Annotated in this window: 17 protein-coding genes; 11 read left to right on the top strand and 6 right to left on the bottom strand. The window is 43.2% G+C overall.

What is annotated here, in order from left to right; all coding sequences use genetic code 11:
- The 5 genes from DSL64_RS19750 to DSL64_RS19770 all read left to right on the top strand — a co-directional run bounded on the left by DSL64_RS19750 (position 1) and on the right by DSL64_RS19770 (position 5,412).
- Complete coding sequence (locus tag DSL64_RS19750) at positions 1–2,394, top strand: TonB-dependent receptor (protein WP_115832654.1); 2,394 nt, start codon at positions 1–3, stop codon at positions 2,392–2,394.
- An 11-nt stretch (positions 2,395–2,405) separates the two neighbouring features.
- Positions 2,406–3,359, top strand: a complete 954-nt coding sequence (locus DSL64_RS19755; protein ID WP_115832655.1) for a DUF4249 domain-containing protein — start codon at positions 2,406–2,408, stop codon at positions 3,357–3,359.
- A gap of 330 nt (positions 3,360–3,689) precedes the next feature.
- Positions 3,690–4,097: a hypothetical protein gene (locus DSL64_RS19760; protein WP_229217156.1), complete on the top strand. Its 408-nt coding sequence runs from the start codon at positions 3,690–3,692 to the stop codon at positions 4,095–4,097.
- A gap of 126 nt (positions 4,098–4,223) precedes the next feature.
- Positions 4,224–4,916 carry a DUF421 domain-containing protein gene (locus DSL64_RS19765; protein WP_115832656.1) on the top strand — a complete coding sequence of 231 codons (693 nt, stop codon included), beginning with the start codon at positions 4,224–4,226 and terminating at the stop codon, positions 4,914–4,916.
- Positions 4,917–5,010: 94 nt separating this feature from the next.
- Positions 5,011–5,412: a DUF1398 family protein gene (locus tag DSL64_RS19770; RefSeq protein WP_115832657.1), complete on the top strand. Its 402-nt coding sequence runs from the start codon at positions 5,011–5,013 to the stop codon at positions 5,410–5,412.
- Positions 5,413–5,452: 40 nt separating this feature from the next.
- On the opposite strand, the gene DSL64_RS19775 is transcribed toward DSL64_RS19770, so the two are convergent.
- A complete protein-coding gene (locus DSL64_RS19775) occupies positions 5,453–6,466 on the bottom strand; it encodes a threonine aldolase family protein (RefSeq protein WP_115832658.1) in 1,014 nt (337 codons plus the stop codon).
- Here DSL64_RS19775 and DSL64_RS29575 point away from each other — a divergent pair.
- Positions 6,405–6,794 (top strand): hypothetical protein, encoded by a 390-nt coding sequence (locus DSL64_RS29575; RefSeq protein WP_374755839.1) that lies wholly within the window; start codon positions 6,405–6,407, stop codon positions 6,792–6,794. The two genes, DSL64_RS19775 and DSL64_RS29575, sit on opposite strands and share 62 nt — an antisense overlap.
- Before the next feature lie 274 nt (positions 6,795–7,068).
- Here the strand turns inward: DSL64_RS29575 and DSL64_RS19785 are convergent, their stop codons facing one another.
- Positions 7,069–9,360 carry a S9 family peptidase gene (locus tag DSL64_RS19785; protein ID WP_115832659.1) on the bottom strand — a complete coding sequence of 764 codons (2,292 nt, stop codon included), beginning with the start codon at positions 9,358–9,360 and terminating at the stop codon, positions 7,069–7,071.
- Positions 9,361–9,553: 193 nt separating this feature from the next.
- Between DSL64_RS19785 and DSL64_RS19790 the strand changes: the two genes are divergently transcribed.
- The 3 genes from DSL64_RS19790 (at position 9,554) to DSL64_RS19800 (ending at position 12,351) form a co-directional block, all read left to right on the top strand.
- Positions 9,554–10,420: an alpha/beta hydrolase gene (locus tag DSL64_RS19790; RefSeq protein ID WP_115832660.1), complete on the top strand. Its 867-nt coding sequence runs from the start codon at positions 9,554–9,556 to the stop codon at positions 10,418–10,420.
- A gap of 216 nt (positions 10,421–10,636) precedes the next feature.
- Entirely contained in the window at positions 10,637–11,275 is a 639-nt protein-coding gene (locus tag DSL64_RS19795; protein WP_115832661.1) for an OmpW/AlkL family protein, read from the top strand.
- Between the two features lie 119 nt (positions 11,276–11,394).
- Complete coding sequence (locus DSL64_RS19800; RefSeq protein ID WP_115832662.1) at positions 11,395–12,351, top strand: hypothetical protein; 957 nt, start codon at positions 11,395–11,397, stop codon at positions 12,349–12,351.
- A 56-nt stretch (positions 12,352–12,407) separates the two neighbouring features.
- Here the strand turns inward: DSL64_RS19800 and DSL64_RS19805 are convergent, their stop codons facing one another.
- The gene (locus tag DSL64_RS19805) at positions 12,408–14,318 is read right to left on the bottom strand and encodes a S9 family peptidase (protein WP_115832663.1); all 1,911 of its coding nucleotides are present in this window, start codon (positions 14,316–14,318) and stop codon (positions 12,408–12,410) included.
- A gap of 311 nt (positions 14,319–14,629) precedes the next feature.
- Positions 14,630–16,951 carry a GH92 family glycosyl hydrolase gene (locus DSL64_RS19815; RefSeq protein ID WP_229217157.1) on the bottom strand — a complete coding sequence of 774 codons (2,322 nt, stop codon included), beginning with the start codon at positions 16,949–16,951 and terminating at the stop codon, positions 14,630–14,632.
- Positions 16,952–17,068: 117 nt separating this feature from the next.
- Here DSL64_RS19815 and DSL64_RS19820 point away from each other — a divergent pair, with 117 nt between their 5' ends.
- Both DSL64_RS19820 and DSL64_RS19825 read left to right on the top strand, forming a co-directional pair.
- Positions 17,069–17,911, top strand: a complete 843-nt coding sequence (locus DSL64_RS19820) for an MBL fold metallo-hydrolase (RefSeq protein WP_115832665.1) — start codon at positions 17,069–17,071, stop codon at positions 17,909–17,911.
- 138 nt (positions 17,912–18,049) lie between these two features.
- Positions 18,050–18,835, top strand: a complete 786-nt coding sequence (locus DSL64_RS19825; protein ID WP_115832666.1) for a patatin-like phospholipase family protein — start codon at positions 18,050–18,052, stop codon at positions 18,833–18,835.
- Between the two features lie 194 nt (positions 18,836–19,029).
- Here DSL64_RS19825 and DSL64_RS19830 read toward each other — a convergent pair whose 3' ends face one another.
- Entirely contained in the window at positions 19,030–20,817 is a 1,788-nt protein-coding gene (locus tag DSL64_RS19830; RefSeq protein ID WP_115832667.1) for a RagB/SusD family nutrient uptake outer membrane protein, read from the bottom strand.
- Between the two features lie 10 nt (positions 20,818–20,827).
- On the bottom strand, positions 20,828–23,986 hold the full coding sequence (locus tag DSL64_RS19835; protein WP_115832668.1) for a SusC/RagA family TonB-linked outer membrane protein: 3,159 nt from the start codon (positions 23,984–23,986) through the stop codon (positions 20,828–20,830).
- Positions 23,987–24,816: the final 830 nt, after the last annotated feature.

Here is a 24,816-nt window from a genome sequence, read left to right on the forward strand (position 1 = left end):
ATGCATCTGGTTTTTACCTTGTTTCTTCTGTTGTTGTCACTTTGCGTTTCCGGGCAGGATCGTGTTACCATCAGCGGCTATGTGAAAGAAGCAGGTAGTGAAGAACAATTGCCAGGTGTGAATGTTTTCATTCCCGACACTCCGTTCGGAGCTGTTACCAATACCTACGGATTTTACTCACTTACGATCCCCAAATCAGATTCTGTCACCATTTCCTTTTCCTTTGTCGGATATGATCGGGTGGAAAAGCGTATCATACTGGATAAAAATAAACAGATTGATGTCTTTCTGCCAGCGGTTACCCAGCTTGACGAAGTTACAGTTTCTGCACGTAGGGAGGAGGACTATGTAAGCAGGAGTGCTCAGATGAGCCAGATTGAAATACCGATATCCCAGATCAAAAAAGTACCGGCATTTTTTGGTGAAAAGGACGTATTGAAAGTACTGCAACTCATGCCAGGTGTACAAAAAGGAACCGAAGGACAAACTGGTCTCTACGTACGAGGCGGTGGTCCGGATCAAAACCTCATTATCCTCGACGATGCTGTTGTTTACAATGCCAATCACCTTTTTGGCTTTTTCTCCATTTTCAATAGTGATGCACTCAAAAGTGTGGAATTGACCAAAGGTGGCTTTCCTGCCCGATTCGGAGGAAGATTGTCTTCTGTGCTGGAGATGAATATGAAAGAAGGTGCGAAGGATAAGCTTCATGGCGAAGGGGGAATCGGACTCATTTCTTCCCGACTTACACTGGAAGGGCCTGTTTCCAAAAAATCTTCTTTCCTGATTTCAGGCAGACGGACCTATATTGACTTACTCGCAAAACCACTCATTGCACAACAACAGCGTGGAGACGACAGTCAGGTACGGCCAGGTTACTATTTTTATGATCTGAATGCCAAGATGAACTATGATCTCAGCTATAAAGACAAGCTTTACATCAGTGGCTACTTTGGGAGAGATAAGTTTTATGCCGATGAAACCAGCTCCACATCAAAATCCAAAGCGGGGCTGGACTGGGGAAATGCGACTGCTACGCTCAGATGGAATCACCTGCTCAATCAAAAGCTCTTTGTCAATACATCGTTTATTTTCAGCAATTTCAATTTCGGAGTAAACAGCTATTCAAACGAAGACGGCGGAAATGATGAGTTCAGTCTTCAGTATACTTCCCGAATCCGTGACCTGGGCATTAAAACAGACTTTGATTATTTCCCTTCTCCGAAACATACCGTCAAATTCGGTGCACAAGCCACATTTCACAGATTTATACCTTCTGCTCTGGCCGTTGAAGGATCTTTTATTGGCAACCCCATAGAGACTTCTGTGGAAGCTGTAAACACAATCGAAAGCGGGGTTTACATTGAAGACACCTGGCAGGCACTTGATGCACTGAAAATGAATGCCGGCTTCAGGCTCAGCTCATTTCAAACCAAAACTAAAAACTATGTACTGCCCGAACCACGTTTTTCGGCAGCCTTACGTCTTGCGCGCGATTTCTCCTTCAAAGCTTCGTATGCACAAATGAACCAGTATGTACATTTACTTTCCAATACAGGACTGGGCTTACCTACCGACCTGTGGGTACCAACCACGGATAAAGTGAAACCGCAGCACTCACGACAAATTGCTGCTGGATTTGCAAAAGATATTACAAAACCAGCCCTTACACTCACACTGGAAGGTTATTATAAAGTGATGGATAACATCATCAATTACAAAGAAGGCTCTTCGTTTTTGAGTATTACCGGAGAAAATGCCAATGAACTCAGCTGGGAGGATAATATTACTGCCGGGCGCGGATGGTCGTACGGGACAGAGTTATTACTGCAAAAAAAGGCCGGCAAACTGTCGGGTTGGATTGGTTACACCCTGTCGTGGACTAAATGGCAGTTTCCCGAGCTGAACTTCGGAAAAACTTTCTATCCCCGCTATGATCGTCGGCACGATCTCTCTGTGGTTGGAATTTACGAACTAACCAAACGCATTACCTTGTCTGCAACCTGGGTATACGGAACTGGAAATGCGCTTACGCTACCGGTTGCCCGGTTTACAGGAGTAAGTGACAATTTCTATTCAGTGGCCAACAATGGGAAGGTTTACACTTCCTGGTATGGCGCCAGAGTGAGTGAATATGGCGAAAAAAACAGTTTCCGAGCTGAGCCATTTCATCGTATGGATATAGCTATACAGCTGCGCAAGAAGAAAAGAAGGCATGAACGCACCTGGGAATTTGGTATCTACAATGTGTATAACAGGCGTAATCCTTTTTTTTACGATATATCAGAGGAGACAAAAACGAACAGTAATAACAATACCACAGTAAGCAACACGCTTAAGCGCTATTCGTTATTTCCGTTCCTTCCTTCTTTCAGCTATAATTTCAAATTCTGAAGCTTTGGCTTATGAAAAATCATCACCTATTCATACTGCTTTTTGTACTACTGCTCTCTGCGTGCGAGTCGCTGGTGACAGACGTAAGCCCCGACAAACTACCTGATATCGAGTCAAAGCTGGTTGTGCAGTCATTTATTTCCCCGCAAAACAATAGAATTACCGTTGTCGTAACTGAGTCGATTCCACTGTTTGGGGAGTCGAGCGTGAACATGAACATCATTAAAAATGCATCGGTAAAAATTTCTGATGGAACGAAGGAGGTAAGCATGACGTACGATTCCACAGGCTCATCCTACAGTATTGATCGCTCACGGATGACTATCTCAGCAGGTAAAACATATCAGTTACTGGTGAGCGACGGAACAAGAAGTGTGAAGTCGAGCTGTACAGTACCAATTGGAAATGTTGTGATCAAAACCCACGATATTGACACCGTGTTCTCTTCCAATTCCTATCATCCTGATACAGCCATCACCGTAAAAATGACATGGGAAGATATCAAGGGAGCGACCAATTTTTATCGGGCAAGAGCATTTCTCGAACTGGAGTATACAATTCTTGAAGGAACAAATCCTGAAAATTATAAGGAACGTCGTGTCAGAAATCGCTTCAATGTAGACTGGGACCGGGACGCTGTCAGGAACGATTTCCAGAACGACGTCAATCGCGATGGTGAAATTTTTAATTCTCCAATCGGCAGATTCAACCTACCTGCCCCGTTTGTTTACTCGCTTCCGGATGGTACTCTCCACACTTTGTATCCCCGTAGCAGAATTATTTCATTGACATTTCAGGTGGATCATACGGATGAGGACTATTTCAAATATCACCGATCCCTACAGCTACGCAATACCGACAACCCTTTTTCAGAGCCCGCGCTGATCTACTCTAACATTACCGGGGGACTGGGATGCTATGCAGCCTATAACTCAACCTTCTTTGTATATCGTCCCAACAGATAGAATTACTTTGACCTCCTCATTTTTTGACATTTTGAGGTTAAATCACCTCATATGTGCTTACTAAATCATACTGTTCAGATCTAAAAAAAGTGGAAGAAATCGGGCGGACACATGTGTATTTACCCCTCAGAATCAGCCTTTCTAAAGCCGGAAATCCCGGGAAAAAGTAACATATTGAGATTTACACTCCTATTTGACCGGACAGATCATCTGTATGATTTAAGCATACCGAAACTACTTTTTGCAACGGCATAGTTTTTTAAAACATGAGAGGCAAAGAGCAAAGTAATTATGTATTGCTCTTACCCGAAACCTTTAAAATATACGGCTATGAACTTACATGAAAATGATATGTCGCAGGAAAAAAATAGTAATCCCGAACACCAGGATACTAATGAGCCGGATACACTGATCGAGAGACTGGAAGACCTGAAAGAAAGAGGATATACCTATGATTTTAATTTAACGGCTCACGCACTGGAGTTGCATAAGGATGATGGGATACGATTGACCTTGTCACCGGAAGATTTTAATATAGTGGAGTTTTTCAGATTTGAAGGCATGTCCAATCCATCGGATACTTCTATTTTATACGCTATTGAATCAGGTGATGGGCTAAAAGGCACATTGGTGAGCAGCTACGGCGTTTATGCAGATGCCATGTCCAACGAGATGATCAAAAAACTGGATACACGGAGCTCATTGATTGTCCACTCTGATGATGATCAGGCACACTAATTGATGACTTATAAAACTTAATACAAAACACTTCGCATAGACTAAATACCTCGAAAATGTTACCCCACTTACCAAAGCCGGGTAACATTTTTTTTTAAGAATTACGGGCTTTTATGTACCAGTGCCATGCACGACATTTTTGAATGGGAAAGACTACTTTTTAACAAGCTTCCGGCGGTCTTCGTTTTTGAAGTTGCATTCCGGTCTGCGGTGATGTTTACGATCGTTCTGATTGCCCTTAGAGCAACCGGCAAACGTGGGGTGAAGCAGCTTTCAATTTTCGAAACTGTAATTATTATTGCTTTAGGATCCGCCGCAGGAGATCCCATGTTTTATGAAGACGTTGGACTAATACCTGCATTGGTTGTTTTTACAACGGTAATCCTGCTATACAGGCTGGTAACTTGGCTCACGGGAAAAAGCAAGTGGTTTGAAAAACTAATTGAAGGAGACACAGTTTGTCTGATCAAAAATGGCAAATTTTCCCTATCTGAGTTTAAAAAAGAGAGTCTGGCACAGGATGAGTTTTTTTCTGAATTAAGACTGAAAAGCGTCGAACATCTCGGACAAATCAGAAATGCATACCTCGAACCAAGTGGTGAGCTCTCTGTATTCTTTTGTGATCATAGCGAGGTGGTTCCGGGTTTGCCTATTCTGCCACATTTATACAATAAAAAAACAAAATTCATTAACAGTAAGGGGCTCTACGCATGTACTTTTTGTGGTCATACAGAATCGCTGGAGGAAGGAACTTCGCACTGTACCGAGTGTGGAAAAGATACCTGGGTATTGGCGATTAAAACCCTGAGAAACTCATGAATCAGTTTTCAGAATGATATAATTCAGCAATTGTATCCACGTACGATCCTATATTTGATTAAACAGGCTCCCAACACAATAAACATATAACACCATGGAGAATATCACTTTGTCAGAAGAAATTATAGAAACAGCTAAAAAAAGAGCAGCAGGACAACCTTATCCACATCTTATTAAGAGTCTTAAAGCAATTGGTGTGGACAACTATTTTGTGAAAGTGAGCAATCACAAAAGGACATATACGTCCCTCAATGGAGAAAAACTAATTCTGCCTCCCGACATGCCTGAATTCGAACCTGCGGAGACATTTGAGCTGGAAGCGGTCAAAGCAGCCATTAAGAAAATTCAGGATGGCTCTATCGATTATCACACTTTTCTGCGTGAGATTGGCGACGCAGGTATACATACCTATGTTGCTGATATTACGGGCATGAAGGTTATTTATCAAGGTCCCAATTCGGAGTATGAATACGAAGAAATTATCCCTGAAGTATAAATCTTTACTCAACCCGCCTGCGCTTTCTTATGCAGGTGGGTTAACTTAGAATCGTCTGCATTTCAGATAAGTGATCGTCTGTAAAATCCAGATGCGTTACAAAACGTACAAGTCCCTTTCCAAAAGTAACGGCAAATATTCCTTTTTCGGCAAGATGCTGCACGTACTCTTTTTCTGACAAATTCTCGTCGAGACGAATGATCACAATATTTGTATCCACCTGAAATATCTCCTCTACTTCCGGCCTGCTGCGAAATATACTTGCAATAGCTCTTGCGCGCAAATGGTCTTCTTCGAGTCGGGCTACATGGTGATCCAACGCATAAATGCCAGCCGCAGCCAGAATACCGGCCTGCCTCCAGCCACCACCCATTACTTTACGAAACCGCTTCGCTCTTGTAATGAGCTGATCTGAACCGATTAACAATGACCCGACCGGGCATCCCAATCCTTTGGAAAGACAAATACTGACCGTATCAAATAACTGACCATATTGTTCAGGACTTTCACCTGTTTCGGCTAAAGCATTGAACAAACGCGCTCCATCCAGATGAAGCGGTATCTTACGGTCCCAGCAAAGCTGCCTGATATTTTTGATTTCATTAATATCATAGTAAGCTCCCCCCCCTTTGTTCATGGTATTTTCCAGGGAGATCAACCCTGTACATGTTGTATGGATATCGTCGTCGGGGCTGATTGCTTCTGCTACCTGAGCTGCTGTAACTCTTCCCCGGTCACCATCCAATAGTTTCACCGATGCAAAAGAATTCAGCATTATACCTCCTCCTTCGTAGAGATAAATGTGTGAATTTTTATCGCAAATGACATCGTTGCCTGGTTTAGTGTGTACTCTGATCGCCAACTGGTTGGTCATCGTTCCGGACGGACAAAACAGAGCAGCATCCATACCAAACATTCTCGCCGCCTTCTCCTGCAGAGCATTTACTGTCGGATCATCTCCAAAAACATCGTCACCCAAATCCGCCTCAAACATGGCTTCTTTCATGGCTTTGGTAGGTTTGGTAACTGTATCGCTGCGCAGGTCAATGGTCATTGTACGAATCAATCAGATGTTTTCCGGAAAGTCTTATACCAAACTTAAAATTTGGCGGGGTGTGAAGATAGGGAGGAATGTCCAAAACGGCGTAGTGATTATCAACTACTTTTCTTTAAAACTGATATATTGCGAAAAAAACGTTTTCATGGAGTTTGAGGAATATCTGAAACAGAAAAAAATAAATGCGGATCATTTCAAAAAAAATGATCCGGCGCGATTTGAAGAATGGCAGGCCTTGTTTACTACCATGCATCCTGAAAGCTTCACTGCTCAAAAGAAATTCCTGATCAACGATATAAGGAGAAGATATTTGCTATCGGAATAACCCTCGGTCTGCACGCCCAAAGGCGAGCTGAACGGAAATAGCCAATCAATAATGCCGTCCAGACTTACTGAATCGTTCAGACCGGAGATTTACCCGGTCTGAACGCCCAAAGGCGGGCTGAACGGAAATAATAGCCAATCAATAATGCCGTCCAGACTTACTGAATCATTCAGACCGGAGATTTACCCGGTCTGAACGCCCAGAGGCGGGCTGAACGGAAATAGCCAATCACTAACGCCGTGCAGACTGAGTGCGTAATTCAGACCGGAGAGGATTAATTCATTCCCTCCCAAGCCGGCGGCTCTACCCCCAGCAGATGTTTCACAAAGAAGTCCCGGCGTTTATGTTCGCCATAATCTCCTCCCATAGAGTGTCCCATTCCGGGAACCATCAGAAAGTCAAATGGTTTGTTGGCCTTAATGAGCGCATCCATAAATTGCATCGTTGATGCGGGATCTACATTGTCATCCATTTCTCCCAGTATCAGCAACAATTTCCCTTTAAGTTTCGCCGCATGTGTCGAGTTAGAAGATGCTGCATAATGCTCCCCGATAGGATACCCCATCCACTGCTCATTCCACCAGATTTTATCCATACGGTTATCATGACATCCGGACGAAGACACTGCCACTTTGTAGAAATCCGGGTGCAAAAGCAGAGCAGCCGCAGAATTTTGTCCGCCAGCAGAGTTTCCGAAAATGCCCACACGAGATGCATCTATATAAGGATATTTAGCCGCAGCCGCTTTAATCCATTTAATTCGGTCAGGGAACCCTGCATCTTTAATATTTTGCCAGCATACATCATGAAATGCCTTTGAACGGTTCGAAGTGCCCATTCCATCCAATTGTACCACCACGAAACCCAGCTCAGCGAGTTCATGTAAAAAACGATACCGAAAATCTGAATTGAATACTTTGGGCGCATGTGAACTATGAGGTCCTGCGTAAATCAATTCTATAACCGGATATTTCTTTTTGGGGTTATAATTGATCGGTCGTACGATAATTCCATAAATATCAGTTTCGTTGTCTCTCGCTTTTGACACAAATACTTCGGGTGCTTTCCAGCCGATCTTCGTCAATGCGCTGATATCCGCTTTTTCTATTTCCTGAATGATCTTCCCGTCAACGGCACTTTTCAGATTGGTCACAGGCGGAAGATCTATTCTTGAATAGGTATCTACAAAATATTGGTAGTCAGACGAAAACGTAGCTGAATGAGTGCCATTTTCAGTGGTAAGCGCTGTTAGCCCATTTCCATCAAACCCAACCCTGTAATACTGAATCAAATATGGATCCTGCCCTTTCTCTTTGCCACTGCCTTCAAAAATGATCGTACGGGCTTTTTCATCCACTTTCACCACTTTACGGATCACCCATTTACCTTTTGTAATCTGGTTTTTAACCTTGCCCGTTAACCCGTCATACAAATACAAATGGTTCCAACCGTCGCGTTCCGAAGCCCAGATAATCTCTTTCCCATCATTCACATCGTAGCGATATTTTTTACCACTGTAATCGATAAATGTTTTGCTCGATTCCGCGATCAGATCTCTTGCCTCACCATTTTCACCATTCACCTCGATCACTTTGTAAGCCTGATGTCCCCTTTCGTTGTATTCAAAAGAAAAACCACGACTGTCGTTCCACCATTTCGGATTGGTGGTAGCATATTGGTGTCCCATTGATGTTTTCACAGCTACGTGCTTACGTGAATCAATCACAAACAAATGTGCTTCCTTTTGTGGCAGAGCGTCACCAGGTTTGAGATAATTACGTGAATGAAGTTTCGGCTGAAACTGATCTGCCGGAGTCGATTCAACGAAATAAATCAAATGCGGTTTATTAGGGCGGATCTTAAATGTGGCAAGTTTCTTTGAATCAGGAGACCATATCAATGCAGCTGAATAATTTTCACCCTCTGAGCCATCAAAGCTCAGCGCGGATTCCGGCTCCGATTTATCGGCTTTCTGCACATACACATTGTAACTTTTTACAAAAGCAATCCATTTCCCATCAGGAGATGTCACGGGCGTACGATTTTCCTCACCTGTGCCGTCCCCCCAGTAACGTCCTCTTCGAAAATCGGGCCGTTTGGCTGTTTTTTCAACTTTGTAAGAAGCCAGGTTACATTTCCAGTTTTCATCCAGATATTCAAACTCAATCACCTGCCCTTTATCTGTGAAACGAATAGCCGTAAATGGCAAACTATCCGGCTTCACTTTACTTTTGCTCGCTTCGGCCAATGCTACTGCAAGTTTTTCATGATCAAAGGCAGTGGACTTGCTTTTGCCGACAACATCTACCAACATGAATTTTTTCCCTGACGGAGTAGGATTGGCATACCAGAATTTATGTTCCTGATCAATCCACTGAACAGTCGAAGGAGCATTGTAGACTTTATTGTCCATCGTTTGCTTCACAATCTCAGCTCGTTGATAATCTTCTTTTTTACCCTGAGCCATCAGCGTAGTGCTGAAACCCAAAATGCAGGCTGAGATCACAGATAAAAATGGGGAATGTATCTTCGAAGAAACGATACGCCGACCAGATAAAAATAACATAAGGATTAAGGATTAGAACAGGTAACTAAAGATATGGTGAATGCTTTGTGTATATACCAGAACTGTATGAAAAACAAGATCATTCTTAACACAATGATAACAAAACCAGCTGGGCGTTAATCAATTAAAATTAACGTTTAATCATACGATTTTAACCCTGAAAAAATAACCATTCGCAAATCCCGGAAATCACATGAAAAAAATTACCACTATCCTATTTTTACTGATCAGTCTTGTGACATTCGGTCAGGGCACGATAAAAGAAAGCCTCCTCGTGAAGAGTAAAGCCATGGGAAAAGATATCAAATACAGCATTTATCTTCCCTCCGACTATGATAAAACCAACAGAAATTACCCGGTATTGTACTTACTACACGGTTATACAGATGATGAAACGGGCTGGACACAGTTCGGCGAAGCAGGACGCATTGCCGACGAAACCATTAAAAGTAGTGCCGCTCCGGCTATGATCATCGTAATGCCCGACGCCGGTGTAACTTTCTACATCAACAATGCAGATGGCAAGCAGAAATACGAAGATTTTTTCATCAATGAGCTGATTCCTCACGTTGAAGCGACCTATCGTGCAAGACCTAAAAAAGAATTCAGGGCTGTCGCAGGCTTGTCAATGGGAGGATATGGCACCATGATTATGGCACTGAAACATACTGAACTTTTTGCGGCAGCAGCGCCACTAAGCGGAGCATTCTGGACGGATGACGATATCACCGCTATGCCTGCCGAACGTTGGGAAGGGCTTTTCGCAGGACTTTTTGGTAAAGGAGCAGGTAAGGAACGTCTTTCAGAAAACTGGTACAGGAATTCCATTTTCAGAATTATTGAAACCACTCCTTTGGAAAAGCTTAAATCTGTGAAATACTATATCGATTGTGGCGACGATGATTTCCTGATTAAAGGAAATATGGCACTTCATTCGGCATTGATTGACAAGACCGTACCTCATGAATTTCGGGTACGCGACGGTGGGCATACCTGGACGTACTGGCGAACCGCTCTGCCGGAGGTTATGAAATTTGCGGGACAGAGTTTTACCAGATAAACCTTTGTTTTTCAATACTTTTGAATCGACCCCACTGATTTTTAGTGGGGTCGGTTTTGATTTATAAACGGTCACAAACACAATTCACCTACTTCAAAACACGTCGCTATTTTCTGTGAATAGGGCAATGATTACAATCACTCCATAACCTAAACGTGCTTCGGTATCAGGTAAGCTACAGGCAATACTTTTGGTCAGAATTAAAACTAATACAATATGAACAGAGTATTTATTGTAGCCTTCTTCGTGCTTGGCTCCACATTATCAGTTTTTTCACAGGACAAAGGCGAATGGCGTGCCCGTTTGCGCGCAACTGCAGTTATTCCAGACGAAAGCGCATCCATCAGCGCAATAGGCGGAACGGCAGACATCTCCACTTCGGTAATTCCGGAACTGGATTTCACCTACTTTTTCGCTAAAAACATTTCTGCAAACTTAATTTTAGGTACCACAGAACACAACGTAAAGGCAGTAGGAACAGCGCTGGGTGATGTAGACCTGGGTAAAGTCTGGCTCCTTCCTCCTACCCTGACTTTCCTCTATCATATTCCTGTTGCGAAGGGTATTTTGCCTTACGCAGGTGCGGGTGCCAACTATACCATTTTCTATGGTGTTAAAAACGGGCCGGCAATAGCGAAAACCGAATATAAAAACCGATTCGGTCTGGCTGCCCAGATTGGCACAGATATCGACATTACCAATAAGCTGTTTGTGAATGTGGATGTAAAAAAAATCTGGCTTAAAACAGACGCCACCGCAACCACCATACCAAGCGTTGCTGATGGCGCAACGGTTACTGCAAAAACCAAAATCAATCCATGGTTATTAAGCGTGGGTATAGGACTCAAATTTTGACGAATCGGACGTTTTCTTCATGAAACAATGCCTGATGGGTTTCCTGTCAGGCATTGTTGTTTTGATCAGGTTAAAAGAATAGTTCCTATCTTCATCACACATTCTGACCGGAAAGACATATGAAATTTTCTATTTATTACACAAGAAAACTCATTCCAAGCATCCTTTGCCTGCATGTTCTGGTAGGGTTTGTTTCCTGTAGTACCTCTGTAAAAGTTTCCAACCCGAAGCTCATCGGTCTCAAAAACAGTTACTGTACTCCCAACGTATCCTATCAGCTAGCGGCGGACTTATGGAATGATTCCTATTCTGTCGATTTATCAGAAACAAAGCTTAATTCGCACGACCAATTAATGTGCAAAATATTGGGAATCAGTGAACCAGTAAAAAAGTTAATAAACAGATCAGACAGAAAAGCAGATTCCCTCTCACTGGAGAGACTTGCCCTGTTACAAAGCATCACAGGAAGAATACGGATAGCGCAAACGGAACTACAGGCAATTGCAGCTGAGCTGGATTGTGAAGGTGAACGGGCAGATATGGCAGGAGCTTATCTCGAAAATCTGGATGATAAGAGAAACCGCAACTATACAGTTGCTTCCGTGATCGTAGCGTCGCTCACAACAGTTGCCACTGTAATTGTTTCGGGAGATGCTGCCCAAACAGCAATTGGTGTAGGCGGTGGTTTGGTCAGTGCCGGTTTAGGCGCGGTCACGATTAAGCCTAAAGGCCATCAGCTTGAATTCTTCCATGAAAGAAATCTGTTACGCTCAATATGGATGGGAACGGAAAATAATACTGATTATCCGGGCTTCGTCTGGAAAATGCTCCACGAAAAACAGTTTAGTAACAAAGGAGATATTACCCTCTCTCAAAGTATAAAAAACAGATGGACAGAATTTGAGTTCGACGGAGAACCTACCGGTAAAAAACAAGATCTTATTTTCGGGAATGGTGGTATCTATCGCGCGGAGGACTTCCAGACTCGCTCGTCTCTGATCAATCAGATGCAATCTACCATCCGCTCTATTAATCAGGATCTTATGAGTCTCGTGGTGTATATTGAAAGTTTATAAAAAAGAACCTGCACACATGCACAGGTCCTCTGATATTGATTACTTGAAGGTAATGATTACAAAGTTTCTTTCAGCCAACTGAAAAATTCACGTTGCCAGACAATCGCATTTTGTGCATTCAGTACCCAATGGTTTTCGTCAGGAAGGTACAGCAGCTTGCTTTTGATTCCCTTCAACTGCACCGCCTGAAAAGCTTGCAAGCCTTGTTCGATAGGGACACGATAGTCTTTTCCACCCTGAATGATAAAAATCGGCGTATTCCATTTATCCACAAAGTTGCTCGGAGACTGACTGAATGAGCGTTGTGCCACTGTATTGGATTTATCCCAATAGTTACCACCCTTCTCCCAGTTTTCAAAAAACATCTCATCAGTAGTTCCGTACATACTTCTGAAATCGAAAACACCGTCGTGGGAGATAAATGTTTTGAAACGACCATTGTGCTGCGCTTCCAAAGCAAATACGGAAAAACCGCCGAAACTCGCGCCCACACAACCCAATCTTGACTTGTCTACATAAGGCTGTTTTGCCTCAGCATCAATAGCACTCAGGTAGTCTTTAATGACCTGTCCACCCCAATCCTTACTAACCTGCTCGTTCCACTTGGTACCGTGTCCTGGCATTCCGCGACGGTTTGGTGCCACCACAATATAACCCTGTGATGCCATCAACTGGAAATTCCAGCGATAGGAATAAAATTGCGTCAAAGCGGATTGTGGTCCTCCCTGGCAATACAAAAGCGTAGGATATTTTTTAGACGGATCGAAGCCCGGAGGGTAAATTACCCATACCAACATTTTCTTACCATCCGTAGTGGCAACCCATTTTCTTTCCGTTTTGCATACACCCAAACCAGCATTTACCTCGTCGTTTACATGCGTCAGCTGCTTCATAGCACCACTTTCAATATCAACCGTATACAGCTCAGCAGCATGATTCATATCCGTCCGCGACACGATTAAAGAATTACCTGCTTGTCCGTAAACTCCGCCAATATCAAAATCACCTTTCGTAATCTGAGTGATCACAACGGCCATTTTAGTAAGGCCCGGATAATTTACTTTAAACAATTGAACAGTTCCGTCAGTAGCTGCCCAAAAGAACAATGAGCGGCCATCTTCCGCCCATTTGAATCCCTCTACGTGAATATCATCGCGCTGCTGTGTCAGATTCAGTTTTGTTCTCCCATCGCTTACTATCAAATCCTGCTTATCGGCCTCATAGCCATCGCGCTTCATTTGCAGCCATGCCAATTGTCCTTTTTCGTTATAAGCAGGCGCTACATCATAGCCTTTGTTTTCCTCAGTCAGATTTTTAGTGCTACCATTTTCAACATCATATTCGAAAAGATCTGTATTGGTACTTACGGCATAATCTGTCCCGAATTTCTTTTTGGTAACATACAATACCTTTTTGCTATCCGGACTCCAGATGAAATCTTCATCGCCGCCAAAAGGTTTTTGGGGACAATCAAATTTCTCACCCTTCATGATATCCTTCCCTTCTCCGGCTTTGCCATTTACCAAAGGAGCGACAAAAACGTGGTCGAATTTACCATCCTCCCATGTATCCCAATGCCTGTAATTCAGCGAAGTGAACACATAAGCATCCGATTTTGGAAGATCCTTGTATTTGTCCGCACCTGTGATATTCACTTCATGTACGGGAGCACTGCTGATAATATATTTACCATCCGGCGAAATACGGTCATTTACCAAAAGCTCATCTGCATTTTTAATTTCCTCAGCAGCTCCGCCTCCCACTGGTACACGATAGGTTTTACGGTTGGTTTTGTTGGTTTCCAGATCCGGTGTTCCAACAGAATAGATCACGTATTTCTTATCTTTTGAAATACCTGATGCCGATACTCTTCCCAATTTCCACAGTTGTTCCGGGGAAAGGTTTGTTTGTGCATTTGCAACCAGCGACATCATTGCCAGCCCGGCGCAAAACCATAATTTTTTCATACAAATATTGATGATAGTTAATCCCGGCGAACCGGAAGCATTACAATGTGTGAAATTATGAGATCGACGGGAGGAATCAAAAAATTAGATTATCCTGGAAATTTAAACGCGGAGTTTCAGGGAGTTTGGCGCGGAGTTACGCGGAGTTTTTTGTTACACAGAGGTGCACAGAGAGCCACAGAGATGATTTATATTATTGAGATATGGAGTAGCTTACGCCCGGTCGCGATGAAAAAACAAGAGGTTCACAGAGCATAATAAAATCTCTGTGAACCTCTTCTTAACTGTATGGTTCTCTGTGTAACCTAAAATCATTTAGACAGCGAAGCAGGTGCGTCTTTCGGATCGGCTCCCCATTTCTTGTTTGGCTCTGAGCCCATTTCCAATACCAGTTTTCCGCCTTGTGTCAGCTCCTGATGCGACAGGTAAGTTCTAGTAAAAGGTTTGCCATTCAGTGTAGCTGACTGTACATAAGGCGCTTTGTCTGAAACATTTTTAGCTTCAATCACAAACTGTTTTCCTTTTCCGGTTTGCAGTTTTATTTCTTTAAATACCGGACTGCCCAGCACGTATTCAGGCGTACCCGGCGCTACCGGATACATACCCATCATACTGAAAGCCAGCCACGCCGACATTTGTCCTCCATCCTCATTTCCACTCAACCCGCCCATTCCGGTGTCGTATTCTTCATAAATGATTTTGCGTACCCATTTCTGCGTTTTCCATGGCTCGCCGGCATAGGCGTACAGATAAGCGATCTGATGATTCGGTTCATTTCCATGCCAGTAGTGTCCCTGTTCGAAAAGCGTATCCAGCTTATTGATGAATGCTTTATTTCCACCCATAATCCTGGATAAACCAGCTACATCCTGAGGTACAAACCAGGTATACTGCGCCGGCGAACCTTCCGTTATAAACGGAGAACGTTTGGCGAATGGGTCAAAAGATTTGATCCAGCTGCCGTCTGCATATCTTCCACGGGCGTAACCCGTAACAGGATCAATAACATTCTTGTAATTCATGGCATGCTGCTGCAAAATCCGCGCATCTTCTGTATGTCCTAAACCTTTGGCCAAAACAGACAAAGCAAAATCGTCGTAAGCATATTCCAAAGTACGGCTCACCTGCTCACGCTTGTGAAATGCCTGCCAAACACTGTCTTCCAGCGGCACATAACCATACTTAAGATACGATTCCATGCCGCGCCTGCCTTTACCTTCCTCGTAACTTTTAGGATTGGAATTGGCTTCAAATGCATTTTTACGCAAATAAGTATAGGCCGAATTCAGATCAAAATTACGAATACCTTTGGCATAGGCATCTGCAATAACAGAAGCAGAATGATCGCCTACCATAGCGGCAGTATACTGGTTCCAACAAGGGAAAATAGGCATCCATCCCCCCTGTTCTGCTTTTTTCACCAAAGACTGCATCATATCTCCCGAATGTTTCGGTTCCAGCAAATGGTGCAAAGGCATAGCGGCGCGGAATGTGTCCCACATACTGTAATCGCAGTAATAGTCAAATCCGTCTGCCTTTTGCAGTGGTGTGCCACCAGCAAATGAAGGATACTTTCCATCGAAATCAGAGAACAAACGCGGAGATAACTTTGTACGATACAATGCACTGTAAAACAAAACTTTATCTTTATCCGCTCCCGTAACCTGTACAGCGCCCAGTGCTTCATTCCAGCTCTTCCTGGTATCCTTCTGAACTGTCTCAAAAGACTTCGTTCCTAATTCCTTTTCAAGGTTCAGTCTCGCTCCTTCAATACTTGTGAACGATGTTCCTATTCTTACCTGAACCACTTGTCCGGCGACTCCAAAACCGATATATGCGCCTAACTTTTCACGGTTACCTTTTCCGGTAATTTCTCTGGCAAACGGAACAATAGTATCCGCATTCCATACACCAAACTGTGTAATTTTTTTATCAAACTTAAGTACAAAATAACCGCTGAAACCTGCATGCTGTCCTGATCCCTGATAGATCCGGTGCACAGGATTGTAGCCTACCACCTCACCTCTCTCCGGAAACACTTCCACATAGCCTTCTCCTTCATCGCTATTGGGTTCAATCACAATGAAATTGTCCTCTCCGCCTTCAAAACGAAAGCGCATCATGGCTGTTCTGGAAAGGGCAGTGACTTCCGCATTGATCTTATAATCTTCCAGATATACCCCGTAATAATCAGGAGATGTTTTTTCTTTCTCGTGTGAAAATGTAGATGCTCGCAGCTCCGGATTGACCTTCAGCTCACCGGACAACGGCATTACCGTAAGTGTTCCATAATCCTGTACACACGATCCGTTCAGCCAGTGTGTTCCTCTGAAACCCTGGAATTTTGAATCGTTAAAATAATAGGGAGCAATACATTTGGTTTCGGTGGATCGGGTCTGCGGTGTCCATTGTGTCATCGCATGGGGCGCACCTACCGCAGGGATAGTCTGCCCTTTCAACTCACTTCCTGCTTCACTGTGTTGCTTAGCACTTTCGGTAGTAGATGGGGCAGTACCAATTCTTGTTTCGACGTATTCAACCGGCGTTTTCTGCGCAGCTGCTACGCCCGACAGCAGCATGAATGTAAAAGATAAAAGTCTGAAAACAGACTTGTCAATAATAGAAGTACACATAATACTTGGGCAAATACCGCCCGAAAAAGAGTCGTAAATTGGGAAAATTATGATATGTTAGCGCATGCTGGTTTACAAACCTATGAAAGAAGGACGATTTTATTTAATAAAAACCCTATGAAAATTCATATCATCGATACCGGTTTTTTCAAATTGGACGGAGGAGCCATGTTTGGCGTGGTTCCTAAAACATTATGGAACAAACATAATCCCGCCAACGATAAAAATCTTTGCAGCTGGGCCATGCGCTGTCTGCTCATTGAAGACGGTAAAAGACTGATTTTGATAGATACAGGATTGGGTGATAAGCAGGATGAAAAATTCTTTGGCTTTTATGATCTGCATGGCGATGCTACCTTACTTGGTTCGATCAGAGAGAAAGGTTTTTCCCCTGAACAAATCACGGACGTAATCCTGACTCATATGCATTTCGACCATGTGGGAGGAGCCGTGAAATACAATCAGGATCGTACGCAGTTACAAACTGTATTTCCCAATGCAAAATACTGGTCCACTGAAGAACACTGGGACTGGGCCACAAACCCTAATCCAAGAGAAAAAGCTTCGTTCCTGAAAGAGAATATTCTGCCTATTAAAGAGTCGGGGCAGTTGAATTTTATATACGAAGGCGCCTCCCCTTTTGATCTTATCAGCTTTATTCACGTAGATGGACATACGGAACAGATGATACTGCCCGTCATTCAGTATGGAGATCAAAAAATTATCTATGCTGCTGACTTGCTTCCGTCTTCATTTCACCTGCCTTTACCCTGGATCATGAGCTACGATGTACGTCCGTTACTTACGATGGAAGAAAAAGAACGTGTACTCCAGGCCGCGGCTGATGAAAATCATATACTTCTTTTCGAACACGATCCGTTATACGAAGCGGCAGTTGTGGAGCACACTGATAAGGGAATCCGGATACGGGAAAGAGGAAAACTCAGTAACTTTCTGTGACGGATAAGTTGGTTACACAAAGGACCAATGAGAGGAAAAGAGGGACACGGAGAATTTAAATAGCCTCAGTGTATCTCTTCTTAAACTCTGTGTCCAAAACTCAGCGAAACTCTGCGTTTAAACATCAAAAAAACTCAAATGACAACAATTGGCCTTGTTCTATCAGGTGGAGGCGCCAGAGGTATTTCCCATATAGGTGTGATCAAAGCCCTGATGGAGAATGGAATCACATTTGATAAAATCAGCGGTACCAGTGCCGGATCCTTTATAGGGTCTCTACTTGCTTATGGCTATTCGCCTGATGAAATTCTTGATATTTTTATTGAAACCAAATTCTCCCGCTATCTGCGTTTTGGTTTCAGCACCGGTGGCATGTTAAGTATTGAAAATGCGGAGAAAATCCTTTTGAAATACATACCTGAAAACACATTTGAAGCCCTTAAAATACCCATGGCAGTGACTGCTACCGATATTCAGGTGGGAGAAGAAATATGTTTCAAAAAGGGAGAATTGGCTAAACCTGTACTGGCTTCCTGCTGCCTGCCGGGAATATTCCGTCCCATCGTGTTTCAGGGAAAAGAGCTGGTAGACGGTGCAATTTTCAACAATCTTCCCGTAAATGCTATTCAGAATGAAGTGGACTACATTATCGGAGTACATTGTAATCCTCTGAATCAACTTAAGAATTCTTCACATATTCATCAAATCACCTACAGAAGTTTCAGACTGGCTATGAGAGGAAAAGCAAAAGCAAGTCTGGACCGCTGTGATATGTTGATAGAAGCACCCGAACTCTATAATTACAACACTTTTGACTTCAGAAAAACGAAGGTTCTCTTCGACATAGGCTACAATTATACCAAGGAATTTCTGACCAGCCATTCCCAAAATCCTTTTTTCAAAAACGTGTTGAAAATCAATTAACCTGGTAAATCCAAAGTTAAACTTTGGATTTACCAGGTTGACGATTTCAGAAACATGCTACAAAAAACAGGGGTATACCAATCAAGCGATCAGCATACCCCTGTTACAAATGGTTAATTATTAATTGTTAATGGTTAATTCATAACTCATAATTCTTAACCCTTAACTCATAATTCTCAACTCTTAACTCATACTTAGTACCCCGGATTCTGAATAAGCTTATTATTCTTATTCATTTCATCCAGTTTAATAGGCAGGAAGTAGTTTCTGTCTACCCATTTGCGTTCCTGTACTTCTATGATCTTATAAGTTGCTTTCGCAGCGGTAGTACGATCAGGATTTAACTTGTAAGTCGGCTCAACACCACGTGCATTAGAGTAAACCGTTGGAGCAATCATCCAGCGACGCACATCGAAAAAGCGTTGCTCTTCATAAGCCATTTCAATACGACGCTCATTCTGATAACGTTTTACAAGAGCTGCGCCTGTTTCGGTAATATCCGGCATCGCAGCGCGCTTACGTATCATATTGAGATACTTTTTAGCCTCAGCCTCTTCACCCAGATTAATACATGCCTCTGCATAGTTCAGCAAAATTTCTGTATATCTGATGAATCTCCACGGCACCTCAGATCTGAAGAACTGTGCATCGACATTAGGATCCATGAATTTTTTCAGATAGTAACCTGAATACGTTCCGTTCCAGTCTTCGATAGGTCCTTTTCTGGTATCAAGTCCTGCTACAACTTCCACTTTAGAAGTGGTAGCGTTCCATTTCTCCCAGTAACCGGTTTGAATTATACCTTTAGGATCTTTGTCAATCACATCAGCAGGACGTTGTCTCCACTGGGCACCTTCAAATAAAATATCTGAGTACAAACGAGAATCACGACCTGCATAAGGATCTGCAGCATGCGCTGGATTCGTCCAGGAGAACTTAGTACCATCCTTCATCTCATAGTCATCCACCAATTGCCCAAGCGGCGTATTGCCACCCCAGTTGTGGTAACCGTTAGGTCCGTTGGAACGCCCCGGCCATGCTCCGTCATTGTCCAGTTTCGCAAGGAAGTAACGTACATGAATATCTTCCGGTGACGCTTTCGACACAAACATATCTGCTCTGTTTTTAGACGCATCAGCCAATGTTGCAGGGTTAGGTGCATTCAGGCTGTAGATGTTCATGTCAATTACCGCCTTGGCAGCAGCTTTCGCAGCTCTCCACCTTGCAGCACGGTCACCACCTTTATATCCGATCAATTCGGTATTGGCATATCCTGCTGCCCAGGTTGGGTTGGCATACAAATCACTCGCCGCATACAGAAGCGTACGCGCTTTCAGCGCCAAAGCAGCTCCCTTAGTAGCACGACCTGCGTTAGCAGCAGATTGTGTTTCGGGAAGCAGTGCAGCAGCTTTATCACACTCATCGGCAATAAACTTGATACACTCTTCATACGTATTACGAGGCATTGAATACTCCTCACCAAGGCCGTAAGCCTGCGTGATCAGCGGTACACCACCATAAACGGAAACCAGATTGTGATACAGATAGGCACGAACAAAGTGTTCCTCGCCAATGTACATATTCTTCGTAGCAGCATCCAGTGTGGTTGCACTTTCGATTTTACTAAAAAACAGGTTGGTAGCCCGTATGTTCTTATAAACATTGTCCCACACATAATAAGCAGCACGATCGTATTGCCAGTCGTTGATATCACTGGCATTGATCAGCCCCTTGGTTACGTTCACAACCGGTCCCCACACAGCCATAGATTCATCGCTGTAGGTAGAGAACATGACGTTGTTGAAACCATGCCCAAGTCCGCGATAGGTATTATTGATAAACGTCTGGATCAGTGCTGCATCATTCCATACTGCATCATCTGAAAACTGATCCTGCGGCTGCTTGTCAAGGAAATCCTGATTACAGGAAGTCAAATTGCCAATGCTCAGCGCAATTGTTAAAAAAGCTACAATCTTTTTCATATGTAATCAATTAAAAAGTCAATGATAAACCGCCATTTATAACTCTGGCAAGCGGATAGTTGATACCACCTGTGTTGTTATCTTCAGGATCGAATCCTTTCAGACCAGGGCAATAAGTAGCCAGGTTATTCCCGTTCACATAGAAACGAACGTTCTGCAATCCAAGACGGTTAGTAAGTCCCATCGGCACTGTGTAACCAAATTCAAGGTTTTTCAGCCTCACATAGTTAGTGTTGTAAAGCAGATGCGTATTTCTCTGTGATCTCCAGTACTCATCACTTCTGTTACTTGCACGTGGCTTGGTAGCATTGATGTTGTCAGGAGTCCAGCGACCATCGAAATCTTCTTTCCAGTAGTTACCGAAATCTCCACTTTCCAGAGACAGATAACGAAGTGCACCGGTAGCAGCCTGGAACAGAATCGAAAGATCGAAACCTTTATAGCTCAGGTTAGCACCAATACCACCCTGGAAACGAGGCACGTCAGTTTTGTAGTTACGAACACGGTCGTTTGCATCTATTTTACCATCGTTGTTCACATCTTTGAAAATTACGTCACCGGGACGCGCACCTCCCCAGTGTGGATAGGCATCAACAGCAGCCTGATCCTTGAAGATACCAATGGCCTGATAGTACAAGTCGCGATCCGGATCGAAAGGAGCGTTAGGATCACTAGGCTTGGTTGGCAGCGGATGTCCTGTAACTTGCTGATACTCCGGACGACCAGGTGTTTCATCAATAAAGTTCACCTTGTTGATCGCATAACCTCCGTTCACAAAGAAAGTATATTTCAAATCTTTCACATCACCGCGGTACGACACATTAAAGTCAAATCCTTTGTTTGATGTTTTACCGATGTTTTCACTTGGAAGAGTCAAACCAGTAGAAGTAGGAACAGAAGCATTTCTTCTCCAAAGCAATTGTGAGCGACGGTAATCAAATACGTCGAAAGTAACGTTGATACGGTCGTTCATCAGACTTGCATCAAAACCGATATCACCCTGGCTGGCCACTTCCCATGTTACGTTAGGATTAGGGATACGGGTTTCACCGAGTGTTTTGCTCTCAATGTTTGTACCGAATACCATGTTTTGAGTCTGGAAGCCGTAAGTTCCGAGGTATTGCCATTCTTCGATACGGTCATTACCGGTTTGTCCCCATGAAGCACGAAGTTTGAACTGATTAACAAATTTGATATTGTCTTTCCAGAAACCCTCTTCCGATACGCGCCATCCCGCAGATACACCGGGGAAAAATCCGAAGCGTTTTGCTTGCGGGAAAATGTAGGAACCATCTACCCGCCATACAAACTCCATCAAATATTTTTCCTTGAAGCTATAGTTAACACGTCCGAAGTAGTTAAGTCTGGCGCTTTGGTAAGCCGTTCCTGAATTGTCTTTCTCGGCATCACCACCGGCATTCAGCTGATCCAACGCATTGGATACGAAATAGCGGCGGAATGCATTGAATTTATCACCGTTACCTGTTCTTCTTTCGCTACCAACCAAGAATTTAATAAGGTGATTAGTACCGATTGATCTGTCGTAGTTAATATAACCATTCAACAAAATATCTTGCTTGTCCTCCATGTACTGCGTCAGGTTAGGATCTCCTACCCCTTTTTTACCACGAACCAATATAGGCTGTCCGTTGGCATCACGGCTTGTTCCATCCCATGAGTTCAGGTACCATGGAGTCTGGAAACGCTTTCTGAAGTTAAAGCCTTTATCAATACCTGCGTTACCAGTGAACGAAAGTCCTTCAACCCAGGGAATTTTAACGTTCAGTTGTAAGGTACTGTTCAAAACATACCACTTATCACGGTCGTAACCAGTCTGATTCGTACTCACCACAACCGGGTTATTTCCGTACTCAATATCCGGACCGGTAGCGCCGTTTGGCCAGTAAGCAGGCATATTCGGCTTACCTCTCATCACCATCCACAAAATATCTCCTGCAGAACGTGTCGGATAGTTTTTATCTTCCAAACGACCCGATACATCAAAACGAAGGCTGATATTTTTGGTAATTGTTGCATCAAGGTTGGTTCTGAAATCATGCTGTGTATACTTGGTCGCACTGTTTTTATAGTAACCATCCTGTGTTTTGGTACCTAAAGAAACAAAATAGCGTACAGCCTCTCCACCACCAGATACCGTAGCGTTATAAAAATGCTGCCCTGACCAGTTTTTGTAGATTTCCTTGAACCAATCCGTATTAGGATACTTCCACAAATCCGAACCATCGGCAAATTTGGCAATATCCTCAGCTGAATAACGTGCCGGGCGATTTCTGTATAAATCGACCTCGTTCAATGCCTGTGCGTACTCGGATGAGTTCGTCATTTTAGGTAGGATTGTAGGCTGACTGAAACCCTGATTGGCATTAAAAGTAATGGTAGGTTTTCCTGTTTTACCACGTTTGGTAGTGATCAGGATTACCCCGTTGGCTGCCTGCGCTCCGTAAATCGCAGCAGAAGCATCTTTCAAAACGGAAATTGTTTCGATACTGTTAGGGTCGATACGATCCAGTGAACGTCCGGGAATACCATCCACTACCACAAGAGCATCGTTATTTCCCAATGTGTTCATACCGCGGATACGGATTGTGGATCCATCCTGCCCCGGCTCTCCGCTACGGGCAACCAGTGTTACTCCTGGTAAGCGTCCTGCAAGACTGTTACTTACGTTCACCGCAGGTGATTTCACAATGTCAGTTCCCTTAACAGTAGTAACTGCTCCGGTTAATGTTTCTTTCTTTTGCTCACCATATCCTACTACAATAACCTCGCTCAATGCCTGAGAGTCACCTGCAAGTGTTACATTAATTGAATTTCTTGCACCAACAGTGATCTCCTGCTTGATGAACCCAACGTAGCTATATACGAGAACAGCCTCAGCATTGGGAACTGTGATACTATATTCCCCGGACGCATCCGTAGTAGTACCTGAGTTGGTACCCTTTACCAGGATACTTACACCTGGCAATGGGGTTCCGTTTTCTTCAGCCACTTTTCCTTTCACAACAATATCTGCTTGCAAAAGAGATGTTTTAGGGCTTGGAACACCAGATGCCAAAAGCGGCAGCGGTTGACTCACAGCAAGTGCCATCATGGCCAGACACACGCCTGCTGGTGGACACAGCCTTTTTAGGTAAATAATTTTGGTCATAAATTATAGTTTAAAATAGTTTAGTAAAACCGTCAGTTTCGAAGGATGGGCACAACAAAGCGTTCCCACCAAAAAAATATCGGTCGTTGCCTCGCAAGGAGTTTAGGGGGTAATGGAAAGAATTGTTTTTATTTTATCATAGGCATAGGTTAAGTATACAGAAATCAATTAAACACACGGGAATACACATCATAGAGGTAATTCCGATGATTTTTCTGATAAAGAGGAATGTGATTAATAAAGCCCTGTACTCTTGATAGCAGGTAAAAAAGCAGGCTTTTAGTTAGATGTAGCTCATTGAAATACGATGCGTCAAACCACCGATTCCATTTCCATAAAACGCAAGTGAAGATGATGAAGAACGTAAAATGCGCGTTGTCGAACAGTCATGTCAGGAGTAAAAATTGTTTTCATATTGTCAGGTGTAAATTGGAACAGATGCCAGATTGCCGCTAATTCTAATGCAGAGTTAATCAGAAATTTTAAAATTACAAACACCCATTAATACAAATTTTTATTAAAATTTAACAAAAGTGTCTTTGTGACATAATAGGGCACTTTGTAGTCAAAATATATACTATTGGTTACAAATATATTTTTATGTTTTGTGTTTAATTTCAAGCCTTCGGAGCAAGTAAACGGGCGAATATAAGAGCCTGAAAAAATTTCAGGTAACTAACGGTTACCCACATCCGCAACGCAAGCAGCCCAACCTCGAATGAGGTGAAGATTACTTCCGACTGCAACAAAAAAAGAGGCTGTCTCAAAAGGGCAGCCTCTTTTTGCTTTTATTGGGTTGTTTATTTTTTCGAAATTGATTATCTTTAGAT

This window comes from Dyadobacter luteus (assembly GCF_003383615.1).
GTDB classification, from domain to species: Bacteria; Bacteroidota; Bacteroidia; order Cytophagales; family Spirosomataceae; genus Dyadobacter; species Dyadobacter luteus.